Here is a 13,161-nt window from a genome sequence, read left to right on the forward strand (position 1 = left end):
ATAAGCTTGCCGGAAATGGCGGGCTTTTTTGCTGTCCGAAATAAATGTGAATCATTAATTTTAATTTTAATAAAGTTAAACCATAAAATCCATCAATAATTTTAGAATTATACCCTTCAATAGCTCATCGTTTTTTTAATTTAGAGGAATGAATAAATTTGCTGTACTTCTACTACTTACCATCACTCTTTTCTCATGTACTGAAAAAATAATTAAGTTTGAAAAAGGCATTTCATTTGAGCAACAGATCAACATTTCCTATGGTGACGATGCTGAACAGAAAATGGATCTGTACATTCCTGAAAAACGGGATTCAGTAAAAACGGTGTTTATTATAATTCATGGTGGCGGATGGAAAGCGGGAAAGAAATCTGATCTTACCTATTTCACAACACAGCTGATGAAAAAATTTCCACAGTCTGCTTTCGCAAATATGAACTACCGGCTTGCTGACAAAACACAGTATGGACTTCCCAATCAGACCGAAGACATCAGAAAGGTGATTGATTATCTGGTTGGAATCGTTCCGGTAAAAACTAAATTTATTCTTCTCGGAAACAGTGCAGGCGGACATTTGTCTATGCTTTATTCTTACCGTTTTGACAAAGCAGAAAGGATAGAAGCTGTAGTAAATATTGTGGGACCTTCAGATTTATCTGATCCCAATTTTAAAAATTATTCCGATTATTCATTCGTTGAAAGCAGACTCGTGAATCCTTCATTTGTAACAAATGATCTCAACAAAGAGAAATTTGCCAGCCCCGTTGAATGGATTACCGAAAAATCTCCACCCACTATTTCTTTCTATGGAAATAATGATCTGGTGATTCCACTTTCGCAGAAAAAAATTTTAGATTCAGCTTTAAATAAAAATAAAATTTTAAATGAATCTTACGAATTTCCTGGTGGACATCTGGACTGGGAAAAAGATAAAAACTCAACGTTTTTAATCGATAAAATTGATGCGTTTTTAAAGTCAATTAAATAAAAAACGCTTTGCAAAATTTTAAAGCGCTCCTATAAAGTATTCCGCAGGAATCTCAGCAATTTTAAGATTCTCTATTTAGATTCCCACGGATGACAAACTTGCCTTTGACAGTTTATTAACATCATTCAGATTTCACAATCTCTGCTATAATGCTTCTCCCCGGAACTACAGTTTTAAACTATACCAACGTAAAAGTCTCAAGAATCTATTATGCATTTTTCTATGACACAGTAAATCTATGTTACAATACGAATAACTCTGCGATACCGAGAGAAACTCCCCTGCAGTTTCGAAGGAACAAGTTGAATTACCGGAAGTAAAAAAGTTCTATAAATAGTGAATATATTTAAAATTTTATATATTTTTAAAAAATTATGAAAAAGCACATCTTTACAATATTTTCTACATTGCTTCTGTCTTTGTGTAATGCACAGGATTTTGAAAAAAATCAATTGATCATAAAAGTTAAAAACGAGTCTTTCAATAAAGGAAAGCATGATTTAGCAAAAAATATCATTGGCGTACAAAGCGTAGACCGGTTAAATAATGAGCATTTAGTGAACAAAATCACGCCTATTGGAGACGTAGATTTCACCACCTCATTTTTACTTGAATTTAAAAATGACATAGATGTTGCTTCGATTGCAAAAATTTATGGCGAAGACTCTAAAATAGCATTTGCAGAACCCAACTATATCGCTCATGGAGCAGGAGTACAGGGAAACGCCAGCCTTTCTACCTTTCCGACTGACACTTTTTTTTCTTCGAGACAATGGAGTTTGTATAATACAGGAACTTTTGTGGTTTCGGGGATGACCACCACACCGGATGCTGATGTAGACATGGAACTGGCCTGGGATATAGAAACGGGAGATCCAAATATGATTATTGCCGTTGCAGATTCGGGTATTAATTTTTCTCATGAAGATTTTGCTGGCAGAATCTGGAATAAACCGACAGAAATAATAGGCGACGGAATAGACAATGACGGAAACGGACTTATTGACGATTACCGCGGTTGGGATTGGGTAAATAATGATAATAACCCCACTGACGACCATGGGCATGGTACCAATTGTACAGGCATTATCGGAAGCGCAGCCAACAATGCAAAAGGATACGCCGGTGTTAACTGGAACAGCAAAATGATGCCATTGAAAGTGCTGGATAGTGGTAATAACGGTACTTATGCAAATATGGCAAACAGTCTCTATTATGCTGCGAACAATGGCGCCAAAATAGTATCAATGTCTATTGGCGGTACTGCACCGTCTGCAGCATTAGCCAGTGCAATCAATTATCTGAGAACAAACAATGTATTGTTGGTAGCCTGTATGATGAATAATAATAATCAGGTTTCAAATTATCCCGCAGCATATTCTACTGCCTACGATAACGTAATTGCAGTAGGCTCTACCGATGCTAATGACAAAAGAACACAACCGTTTTTCTGGAGTACAACGTCGGGAAGCTGCTACGGAACCCACATCAATGTAGTGGCACCAGGAAATTTTATTTATGGACTTGGTATAGACTCTAATACTTCGTATGGCAGCTATTGGGGAGGTACATCTCAAGCTACCCCTTTGGTGGCGGGAGTTGCTTCTTTAATTTTTGCAAAAAACCCAACACTCACACCTGCTCAGGTACGAAATATTCTTCAAACCACAGCCGAAGATATGAAAGGAATTCCTTCAGAAGACACCCCAGGTTTTGACAAATATCACGGTTGGGGCAGAATTAATGCTTACACTGCGCTTCAAAGCACTGTTCTTAGTTCTCATGAAGTTGTGAATGATCATTTTGCCATTAGGATAATCAATCCGGTATCAAATGGAAATCTGGAAATTTATAATAACAGAAAAATTAAAGGAACTACACGTATTACCGTATCAAGTTTTGAAGGAAAACAAATTTTTAATCAAACTTTAGATTTAAAAGAGGGTAAAAACAGTGTTCAGATGAAAGGTATTATTACAGGAAGCTATATCCTTAATTTTGAAAATAAGGAGTACCAAAAAATATTCAAAATCATTGTGAAGTAATATTGCGAAATATAATTTAGAATTTAACTTAAATAATTTTCTACGCATAAAAGAGAAACGTGTTTTCGCGAAAATGTTAATACTAAAGATATTGCAGAACAACATTAAAGCTGAAAAAACAGTTCGTAACAACAAATATAATGTGATGAAAAGGCTGGACGTTCCTACAAATTCCGGCTTTACAATCTGGCTCCGAAATCAAATTGAAGCGTAAAACAGATCCGAAAATAAAACATTAAAAAAAACGCTTTGATGGAACAATCAAAGCGTTTTTTTACAAAATATTCAAATCATTCAGACTTCACCACTTCTGTTCTTTCAGAAATTCCGTTTGCATTGAACGCTTCGATCTGGAAATAATAAGAATCAACTCTGTCGGCGCCGGTAAAGAAATATTCATTTTTTCCATAAACCATTATGCTTCCGTACAGTTTATCCGGAGATTTCCCCCAGTAAATAACATAACCGTCAGCTTCTGAATTCTGTTGCCACTTCATCCAAATGCTTCTTCTTTCTCCATATTTTTTCGGATCAGCTCTTAACGGAACGAAGTTCTGAACCTTTGCAGGCTTGGCTCCCGCACCTTTTCCGAATACTCTGAAACCGCTTAACGCAAACTTTCCTGTCGGCATTTTCAGGTTTTCCATTTTTAAATATCTTGCTGAAGCAGGTTTTTCAAGTTCGATATAATCGTGAGGAACGTCTTTGGTATTTTTGCTTTTATCCACAATTACTTTCCATTTTTTCCCGTCGTTGGAACCATAGATTTTATACTGATGCATCTTGCCTTCGGTTTTTCCCATAAACTCAACATCCTGATCGGCATAATTGACCTGAATGGCATTGATGGTAGAAACTTCTCCTAAATCCGTCTGAAACCATTCACCCGAATTTCCTGTTTTTGCACTCCAGTACGTTTTAATATCTTCATCCACCGCATTATTCGAATGATAACCACCTAAAGTTGAAGAAACCTGAACGGGTTTATTGTAATTCAGCAACATCCAATTGGTGAAAAGTCCTTTTGAGAAATCTTTTCCCTGAGCAAACTGAGGAAGTAAAGTCGGGTAATCGCCATAAGCGGTATTCGTGTACATCACATCATCCTTATCAAAACCTGCAGGCCAGATTCCCAGACGTCTTTCAAAATTATTTTTTGTGGAAATAAAAATCGTTGAAATGTGCCACCAGTTTTTAAAATTATCTTCAAATGTAGCTCCATGTCCCGCGCCTCTTGCAAAACCACCAGGCTTGTAGGAAAACGGATTGTGCTGTTGGTATTCATATCCTTCCAAAGGATTTTTTGAAACATAGACACCGTCAGAATATCCGCTGAACTCCGTTGCCGGCGCGCCGTACTGCATATAATATTTGTCTTTATACTTCGTCACCCAAGCTCCTTCCACAAAAGGCTGCAGGAAAACATTGTCATTGTATTCCCCAAATCTTTCCCAGCCGTGATCTTCAGGTTTGAGTCTTAAAATCGGTTTTACAAAACCTTCGGACTGTAAATTTTTAACCTTCACCTCAGTTCCTAAGAGCGGCCATTCGTTGCTTGAGCCCCAGTAGAGATAGAGTTTGTTTTTATCTTCGTCATAATGAAAAGCAGGATCCCATGCGCCAACTTTCAGCGTATCCACCGCAATTTTCCAGTCGTCTACTGTAGGATTGGTAGATTTCCAGATTGGGAAATCAGATTCCCAGGTTGAGCCGTAAACGTATAAAGTATCTTTCATCGCCCAGACTGCGGGAGCGTTCAGATCATGGGTGTATTTGTTGTCTCTTAGGAATTTTCTTTTGACGAATTTCCAGTCGAGCATATTGTCGCTGTGCCAGTAGCCTTCCTGATTGGTTGAAAAAAGAAACAGTTTTTTCTGAAAATTAACGATCACCGGATCGGCTGTTGCGCGGTGTTTCCCCTGTTTTGAAAAAACTTCAAAAGGTGTATAACCATAATCGATGTTGATGGGATTACAAAAGGTTTTCTGCTGGGCCTGAATGTAAAAGCCTAACAGAACCGCTAATAAAAAAATGTGTTTTTGCATTGGAATAATTTCTTGAAGACAAATTTAATTAAAGTTTTTTGGGTGGGTCTCATTTTGAGAAATTAATGCTTTAAAGAAAAACAAGATGAAGGTATTTGTGAGGCAACTGAGGATTTGAATTTAAACTTTAGTTAAAGACCATTCTAAATTTATTTTATGTTTCTGCTAAAAAGATTCATTTTTATATAGAAATTTTAATACTATAATTTCCCCATTCTTTTAAAGTGTAAAAACAATCTTGGTTATTATTGTTTTTGAGTTAGATAGACTATTAGTTTACTCACACATCTAATTCTACTCTAATATGTTTAAGAACTCCTAATAACCACTTTGACACTTTTGCAGGCTCAGATATTTTGTGAATATGGGTTTCATCTTGTTGCCAGTTACCTAACATAGCAAAATGAAAATTTTTAATATCAAAAACCTCAGCTTTTGATAATTCAAAAACATCAAATGTAACTTGCTCCTTTTCTCCTAGGAAGTTATTAAAGTTATCTGAAATAGCAACATCAGTAGTAATATGCCAATGAGGTTGTGCATGAATTTCATCATCTCTATCATAATCATCCCATTCTGCTCTAAATAACTGATGCTTATTTAGCTGATTATCTGCTCCTTTAAAAACAGAGAGGGAAATAAAAGTATGATTTGAAACAAATTTAACCTCAACATATAAATAAAAATCCTCAAACCAATTTAATACAGAAACTTCAAAAATGTCATTTTTTTTTCTATTTAAAGCTTTTGAGTTTCCTTGTATTCTATATGTTTTAGCACTGTTTGATAAAACATTTTCTTCAAGCTTGAAAATCTGACTAGTGAAAAGATATTTACAACTATCATTTATATTATTAATTAATTCCTCATGATTAATCATAATCGCTTAAAATTTAGGATAGAAATAAGTTGTCAAAATCTCATCAATTGAATATTTAGCTAGCGAATTTCCTTTAGATAACTCTTTACCTAGTTCAACTAGTTTTACATACTCTTCTGATTTTTTATCAAGAGTGTAAATGTTTGGGATAGGTATATCTTTAGTGTATGTTTGCCCTAGGTAATAACCAGACATTATAGGTTTAGAGAAGATTGAAAGAAAATTATCAAATATCCCGCTTGAAAATACAGATAAATAAAAGAAAAAATCATCATCGCTCATTGCTCTTTTGGAGCTCCATGCATTCCCCCGTTCAACTACAAAGTCACCAACATTATCAAAACCAAAAGAATCTGATTTGCCAAATTCTGTTGAGAACAATCTTTTTTCTTTTTTTCTTAACCATGCTCTATGCTCACTTAGTAACCACCAATTAACTTCAGAATTTCTAGGTCTATTTGTTAATACGTTTTTGTACTCAAGTAATCTGAAATAAGAGTATGGTGCAAAATCTAATAATTCTCCTTCACTTTGAAATAGAGATTTTTCTTCGTCATAAGGATACCAGATATAATTTTTTAAAGTGATTACACCATTTTTAATTGAGTCATTTCCTATTACTTTTCTGTATAAATGTTTCTCTGCTTCAGGAATGGAATCAAAAACTTCTTTTGATATGATAAATGCATTGTTATTACCACTTCTTATTCCCTGTTTAACTGTAAATATTTTTGAAATATGAACCAGCTTGTTATCTAAAATAAACCTTTCAGTATTCTTTATGAAATTATTCTCCTTAAGAGAGATAATATTCCATGAATCTTTAACAAATGGAAATGATGTTGGGGTATATATGCTATACTTTTTTTCGTCAATTGATAATTCATTGTTTTCTGTTGACTTTCTCAACTCTCTAAGTGCCTCCTGTACAGCTCCTTTTTCATTTTTTGCCCAAATTACTTTCGGTGTTAATGCTGACTTAGGTTTTTTTCCTATAAATAAGCTAACATCTGTTAAGGCATCTTCAAAGACAAAATTTCCTAATTTCGCAATTAGTTTAATTGTTAATTCTTCCTGAAATTCATTTCTTAACGAACTATATGATTCTCTTTGTAAAATTGATGATGGGAGGACACATCCTAAAATTCCAGAACCAGCTAGCGCTCCTTTTGCCTTATAAAAAAAAGCACTTGCTTGATTTGGCTTTCCTTTTTTAAAAGATTCTGATAAAGTATCTAATATAATAGTTCTACTTTCCTTGTTCTTAATAAGTTCCCATGAGACAAAAGGAGGGTTCATTAGTACTATATCATTATTTTGACCCCAATTTTCTGATAAAGAATCTTCAACTAACTTTAAGTCAATGCTTAAGTTATTTTGCCATTGTGTTCTATTTTCATACTCTAAAAGAAACCTAGAGGTATTGATAGCACTTTCTGATATATCAAAGCCCTTTATAGATACTCTTCCCTTGTAATCTAATTCCCGTAATTGTTTAAGTACTTCAATTAAAAATTCTGAAGACCCACAAGCTGGGTCAAGAATGATTAATTCATTCTTTTCAATATCAATTTCTTTCAAACAATTTTCTACTATACTTCTTGCAATGTATTGTGGAGTATAATGTATACTTGAGTAAGAGTCTGTTTTTGTTATTAGTTTACTAGATACTCCTCCAAATAAATCTCTCTGAGGGCTAAAATAAATCACTTCTCTATGAGCCTCCTGAAACAAGGCTCCTGAAGTATGCCTCAAAATCAAATCAAGATTAGGCTTTATGGACTTTATCCCAGATCTTATTGTTTCAACAAAATATTCAAACCTATCAGGAATATTTTCTACATTAAATCCCCAATCCTCAAATTTAATAGTTGAAAAATCTTCTTCAATACTTACTAGCAACAGATATAATAGATTTAAAGCTTCTTTAGCATTTTCTTTTTCAAGGGTAAGATTACGTAATTGTCTAAAAATGTCTATTATAAAAGGGACAACATCATTTTGAGTTTTAAATGATTTTAATAATAGATATTCATAAAACTTTTCAGAATTAGATAACACTTGTGTTTTAGAAACTTCTTCAACAGAGTTATTGTACCAATTGAAGATTTTTAATTTATCTTCTCCTAATATTAAATAATTTTTGGTATTTGTAGACCAAGAAGACTGAAAATATGTTTCAAAACTATCATCACTCTCAAAAGATTGAAAACAAAAATCTGAAGTTCCTCCATTAAGCATAAGGAACCTTTCCTCTCCATTTTGTGGTACAAGATGCATAGGTAAAAGTCCATAGTTCTTTTTCCAAAAATTTTTATCTCCAAGATTTCCCATACTGCAAAAATATACAACTTTTATCTTTATGGTTATTTTTTTTAAAAAAATTATATTAACATTTAACACAATCTTATCCAATATAAAAAAATCACAATAAGACCGCTAACCAATTCTAGACGGTCTTTACCCCTTTCAGCAACACCCTGCAGCCACTTTCCAACGGTATTCACCCCCTTGATGAACATCCTTACCCCCCCTTCCGAAGGGGGTCCCCTCCTTGCCAACCTCCTACAGCCCCTTATGAAACCGTCCTGACCCAGTTCTACAAGAGGGTCGGGATGGTTATGGAAGGCCTGCAGGTATCTGGAAGGGCATTTTTAAATTTTTACCTGAGATTTAAAATTTGAAATCCTTCCGATCATTAAATAAGAGCAGATCGGGAACTCCGCGATGAAGAGGTGAAGACTCTGCGTATGAGATCAAAGTCGGGAGATTTTGCGCAGCGAGGCAGCGGGGTGAAAAATGTGTTTTGCACTGAAATAATTTCCTTGAGATAAATTTATTTACCTTTTTCTGGCCTGCGCCAAATAAAACCATCCAACAGATAATGGGTAAGCTGGGGAATGACCAACAGAGGAATAAGGAACTGAAACCAAAATTCGGAAAGCTTAAAATCCCAGGACAAATGTTCACGCCAAACTAAAATCTCCCAAAGGAACTCTTCGAAAAAGGCGAATGTAAAAATGACAGCGATAAAAAGTAAAACACCCAAAGTAGATTTAAAAACCGATAAATGATTTAACTGAGTCGGTTCCTTCTGCTTAATTTCTCTGATGTAGACTAATGCAACATAAGGAATTCCGTGCGAAATAACATTCAGAAGGGTAAAAACCACATCATTATTAAAGTAAACAATTCCAAAGTACCAGGACAGATAAGTCCCAATAATCAAAGCATTTTTAGGGAGACTAATTTCTTTGGTTTCACTGATTTCAATAACAGTTTTAAATATCCATACTGAAAGGATAATGAAATATAAAATTCTGAGGAAAGGAACATAATCGGGTATATTCTCAAACCACTGAAATTCATTTTTAACAAACCAATTGAACGCTCTTTCTGTTTTAAACCAGTACAGCATCGGGAAAATTGTCGCTGAATAGATAGCAACCTCATCTATTTTTTTGCTCCAGTTATTTTTTTCAGATCGGGCATAAATTCTCATGAAACCATACTGCTGTCTGATGAAATGAAAAACAGCAATCAACGCCAGAACCGACCAGAAAGTAAGACTTCCCAACTGATATAATATTAATCCTAAAATCCAGCTCAGCAGAGGAATACCGTAGTATAAAAGTTTTCTTTTTTGAATTTCTGCTTTTACGAAATACGTTTTAAACAATGTTGAATAGACGTGCGCAACATCCACAAAAACAATCAGAAAAAGCCATGTGTAAAATGAATAATGATTTTCCAGTCCCTGAATCTGTTTCTGAAAAAGAAAAATGATCAGTAAAATAATAAATGGTGGTGACAGAATGAACCAACCGTCTGTTTTCGCATTATGTATCCAAGGCTGTTTCATTGTATGATTTTTATTATCAAGGTTATACAAAGTTTTTTACTGATCGGATCACAACATTTCCTTTGCAGTTCTGATTCCCTGATAAAAGGCTTCCTCAAAAATTGAAATTCCGGATAAATCTGAATGCGCAAAGAAAATCCTGTTGTCAATAGACATTTTTGCTTTTTCGGTTTCTCTACCAAAAATCTGATTCGGAACCGGAGCAATCATCGCATGACCGATTTTGTGAAACTGTATTTCTACAATATATTCTTCAATTAAAGGATGTGCTTTTTTTAAATCTTCCAAAACCATATTCCGAAGCTGTTCTTCTTTCATAGAATACAGTTTCTTCCGTGCTTTTCTGCAATCGTCCGAAGAAAAACTTTTATAGTAGGTGATGACTTTTTCGCCCGTAATCTGACCAATATTCTGATGCTGATCGTAAATGTATCCTAACCCTTCAGAACCGTAAATCACATTATCCCACGCTAATTCTTCATCTCCGCCAAAATCATTTTTCAGCGTGATGGTGGTTAAAAGCCATGGAACATAACTGAAAGATTCTGTATTTCTATTTTTAAAAATTCTGCCGTTGACGAACTGAGGTGTTGCAAAAAGAACTTTTTCGGCAATAATCTTTTTTGTTTTATTCTGAACAATATCGAAACTTAGAACCTCAACGTGATTTTCTCTCAAATGAACATCAAAAACTAAATTCTGAGTCATTTTTTTGCCTTCAACGTGTTTTGAAAAATGGGTAACCAATCTTGCATTTCCTTCAGGCCAGGTAAAAATCTGATCTTTATATTTTTTGCTCCAGTTATTTTTTCTTCCGGCGAAATAGTGAATTCCGGACCATGCCGAAACGTATTCAATACCTAATCCGTAATCATCTCTGCAGGAATAATCCAGAACCCAAAGCAGTTCTTCAGATTTAAAATCATTTTGACTCAGCCAATCCTTAAAAACGATTTTTTCAAGTTTTAAAACCTCCTCTTCCCTACCCGAATCCTCAACAGGAATAGCAAACCAATATTTATTCTGATGATCTTTTTTCAAACGAAATTCATTCATCAATGCAAAAAACCGCTTCAGTTCATCCTGAACATCAGTGGAGATTCCTTTTTGAGGAACGAGATCATTTTGCCACGAATTTTTATAAAACAACCTTTCCTGCTGCGGAAAAGTCATTTGATATTCGTCTAAAATCGGCTCGCCTGTTTCATCTTCTCCCAAACATATTTTACATTCTTTCAGGAAGTCGATAATTTCTGTATTTTCTTTATTGGGTAAAGGTAGATAATGCGCTCCCAAAGGAAATTTTGAAAACTTATTCTGTCCGCCGGAAGAATTTCCGCCAAGATGATTTTCCATTTCCAAAAGAAGATAGTTGCTCTCTTTATTCTGGTTTAAAAACCGACAGGCCGAAAGACCGGAAATTCCGCCACCAACAATCAGATATTTAGTATGAATTTCTTCCGAAAATTCAGGAAAATCTTTAGCCCAGAGCCGGTGACCGAGAACATGATTGGTTCCTGTAATTTTAAGCAAAAAAGATTTGCCCTTCTTATCGCAATATTGCAGAAAAGGAAGAAAAAGGCTGCCTAAAACGATGGTTCTGAGGAAATCTTTTCTACTGTATTTTGCCCCACTCTTCATCAAAATAGCGTACTAAAATTTGATTATCCAAACGGTTGACTTCCACAGAATCTGCTTTCATATCTTTTGTGAAATACGACATCTGCGGAAAGTTGTAGTCATAAAATTTAAGATTCGGAATTCTTCTGTAAATTTTATTATTAATCGGTTCAAAAGACGCCATAGAAAATCCCCACTCTCCGAAAGACGGAACGTAAGTGTGATAAGCGTTTGTGAAAGGAAAAATCTGATTCACCGTTTTTTCTATGCACCAGAAAGATTTCGGTGCAAAGTAAGGTGAAGTGGTCTGAACCACAATTTTTGTATCCGCAGTTGCTGCTTGTTCAAGCTCATGATAAAACTGCAATGAATAAAGTTTCCCTAAACTGTAATTGGACGGATCGGGAAAATCGATAATAATGACATCAAATTTTGCCTTGTTTTCTTTAATCCAGATATACGCATCTTTATTGATAACTTTCACTTTTTTATCAGACAATGAGCTCTGATTGAGTTGGCGCATTGTTTCATTGGTTTTAAAGAAATCCGTCATTTCACCATCCAAATCAACGAGCGTGATATTTTTAACGTCCTTATATTTTAAAACTTCACGAACGGCAAAACCGTCACCTCCACCAAGAATTAAAACATGATCAACTTTCTTTGCCATAGACATTGCGGGATGAACCAAAGCTTCGTGATAACGGTATTCGTCGGTGGAAGAAAACTGAAGATTGTTGTTTAAATATAATCTGAACTCTTTATTATTTCTCGTTAAAACAATTCTCTGATAAGGCGAATTGTTGGTATAAACTACATTTTCACCATATAATTTCTCTTCAGAAAACGATAAAATTCTGTCTGAAAAAATGAATAATACCAAAAGCAAGAGGAAAGCTCCAATAGATTTTATTTTAAGGGAAAAAGGATTTTTTAAGTCTTTTTTCAAATAAAAACATAAAAATATAGCAATCGAAATATTAATTAACCCGAAGAAAAGAGGTGTTTTAATAATTCCAAGATTCGGAATTAAAATCAACGGAAATAAAATGGATGCCAATAAAGCTCCTACATAATCGAAGGCGAAAACGTTTGAAACTAAATCTTTAAACTGAACTTTATCTTTCAGAATGTTCATCAGTAAAGGGATTTCAAGGCCAACTAAACATCCCGTTATAAAAACAAAAGTATATAAGGCCCATTCAAAATTTCCAATTGTATTGAATAACAGAAACAGGACGACAGAGCTTATTCCACCTACAATTCCGACCAGAATTTCAATTTCGATGAATTTATCTATTAAACTTCCTTTGATGAATTTCGCCAGATAAGAACCCACTCCCATCGAAAAGAGATAGACGCCGATAATGAAAGAAAACTGCTTCACAGAATCTCCCAAAAGGTAACTCGCCAAAGCTCCTGCAACCAATTCGTAAATCAATCCGCAAGTTGCAATAACGAATACTGAAGACAGTAAAAGAAGTTCTAAAGACAGTCTTTTTTTATCCATGAACCGCCGAACCGATGATGATGGAAATCCCAATAATAAACGAACCAAAAATAATTGCCAACGCTACATTTTTGTTCTGTGCAATCTCATGCCATGTTTTTTCAGGAGTCAGTTTTTCGATGATGACGTAGCAAACTAACAGAATTGCAATTCCTAAAAATGAATAAATTACTGAATTGATTACCGGTAAAAAGTTTATGTTTTCCATAAT

At 34.6% G+C, this 13,161-nt stretch carries 9 protein-coding genes; 2 read left to right on the forward strand and 7 right to left on the reverse strand.

Annotated elements, in window-relative coordinates; all coding sequences use genetic code 11:
* Positions 1–148 precede the first annotated feature (148 nt).
* On the forward strand, positions 149–988 hold the full coding sequence (locus IC610_RS13800; RefSeq protein WP_191737392.1) for an alpha/beta hydrolase: 840 nt from the start codon (positions 149–151) through the stop codon (positions 986–988).
* Between the two features lie 374 nt (positions 989–1,362).
* A complete protein-coding gene (locus IC610_RS13805; protein ID WP_191737393.1) occupies positions 1,363–3,033 on the forward strand; it encodes a S8 family peptidase in 1,671 nt (556 codons plus the stop codon).
* 290 nt (positions 3,034–3,323) lie between these two features.
* Here the strand turns inward: IC610_RS13805 and IC610_RS13810 are convergent, their stop codons facing one another.
* The 7 genes from IC610_RS13810 to IC610_RS13840 all read right to left on the reverse strand — a co-directional run bounded on the left by IC610_RS13810 (position 3,324) and on the right by IC610_RS13840 (position 13,158).
* Positions 3,324–5,078, reverse strand: coding sequence for a discoidin domain-containing protein (locus IC610_RS13810; RefSeq protein ID WP_191737394.1), 1,755 nt, complete (start codon positions 5,076–5,078; stop codon positions 3,324–3,326).
* A 280-nt stretch (positions 5,079–5,358) separates the two neighbouring features.
* Complete coding sequence (locus IC610_RS13815) at positions 5,359–5,958, reverse strand: hypothetical protein (RefSeq protein ID WP_191737395.1); 600 nt, start codon at positions 5,956–5,958, stop codon at positions 5,359–5,361.
* A 6-nt stretch (positions 5,959–5,964) separates the two neighbouring features.
* On the reverse strand, positions 5,965–8,292 hold the full coding sequence (locus tag IC610_RS13820) for an N-6 DNA methylase (protein ID WP_191737396.1): 2,328 nt from the start codon (positions 8,290–8,292) through the stop codon (positions 5,965–5,967).
* A gap of 502 nt (positions 8,293–8,794) precedes the next feature.
* Positions 8,795–9,820: a hypothetical protein gene (locus tag IC610_RS13825; protein ID WP_191737397.1), complete on the reverse strand. Its 1,026-nt coding sequence runs from the start codon at positions 9,818–9,820 to the stop codon at positions 8,795–8,797.
* 48 nt (positions 9,821–9,868) lie between these two features.
* A complete protein-coding gene (locus IC610_RS13830) occupies positions 9,869–11,461 on the reverse strand; it encodes an NAD(P)-binding protein (RefSeq protein ID WP_191737537.1) in 1,593 nt (530 codons plus the stop codon).
* Positions 11,436–12,950, reverse strand: coding sequence for a polyamine aminopropyltransferase (locus IC610_RS13835; protein ID WP_191737398.1), 1,515 nt, complete (start codon positions 12,948–12,950; stop codon positions 11,436–11,438). The genes IC610_RS13830 and IC610_RS13835 overlap by 26 nt, the downstream gene beginning before the upstream one ends.
* On the reverse strand, positions 12,943–13,158 hold the full coding sequence (locus IC610_RS13840) for a DUF350 domain-containing protein (protein ID WP_056076051.1): 216 nt from the start codon (positions 13,156–13,158) through the stop codon (positions 12,943–12,945). Before IC610_RS13840 ends, IC610_RS13835 begins: the two co-directional genes overlap by 8 nt.
* Positions 13,159–13,161: the final 3 nt, after the last annotated feature.

This window comes from Chryseobacterium caseinilyticum (assembly GCF_014837145.1).
Taxonomy (GTDB): Bacteria; Bacteroidota; Bacteroidia; order Flavobacteriales; family Weeksellaceae; genus Chryseobacterium; species Chryseobacterium caseinilyticum.

Excerpts from the sequence above, each read along its gene's own strand:
- IC610_RS13800 (WP_191737392.1), top strand. The coding sequence starts at position 149 with ATGAATAAATTTGCTGTACTTCTACTACTTACCATCACTCTTTTCTCA.
- IC610_RS13805 (WP_191737393.1), top strand. The coding sequence starts at position 1,363 with ATGAAAAAGCACATCTTTACAATATTTTCTACATTGCTTCTGTCTTTG.
- IC610_RS13810 (WP_191737394.1), bottom strand. The coding sequence starts at position 5,078 with ATGCAAAAACACATTTTTTTATTAGCGGTTCTGTTAGGCTTTTACATT.
- IC610_RS13815 (WP_191737395.1), bottom strand. The coding sequence starts at position 5,958 with ATGATTAATCATGAGGAATTAATTAATAATATAAATGATAGTTGTAAA.
- IC610_RS13820 (WP_191737396.1), bottom strand. The coding sequence starts at position 8,292 with ATGGGAAATCTTGGAGATAAAAATTTTTGGAAAAAGAACTATGGACTT.
- IC610_RS13825 (WP_191737397.1), bottom strand. The coding sequence starts at position 9,820 with ATGAAACAGCCTTGGATACATAATGCGAAAACAGACGGTTGGTTCATT.
- IC610_RS13830 (WP_191737537.1), bottom strand. The coding sequence starts at position 11,461 with ATGAAGAGTGGGGCAAAATACAGTAGAAAAGATTTCCTCAGAACCATC.
- IC610_RS13835 (WP_191737398.1), bottom strand. The coding sequence starts at position 12,950 with ATGGATAAAAAAAGACTGTCTTTAGAACTTCTTTTACTGTCTTCAGTA.
- IC610_RS13840 (WP_056076051.1), bottom strand. The coding sequence starts at position 13,158 with ATGGAAAACATAAACTTTTTACCGGTAATCAATTCAGTAATTTATTCA.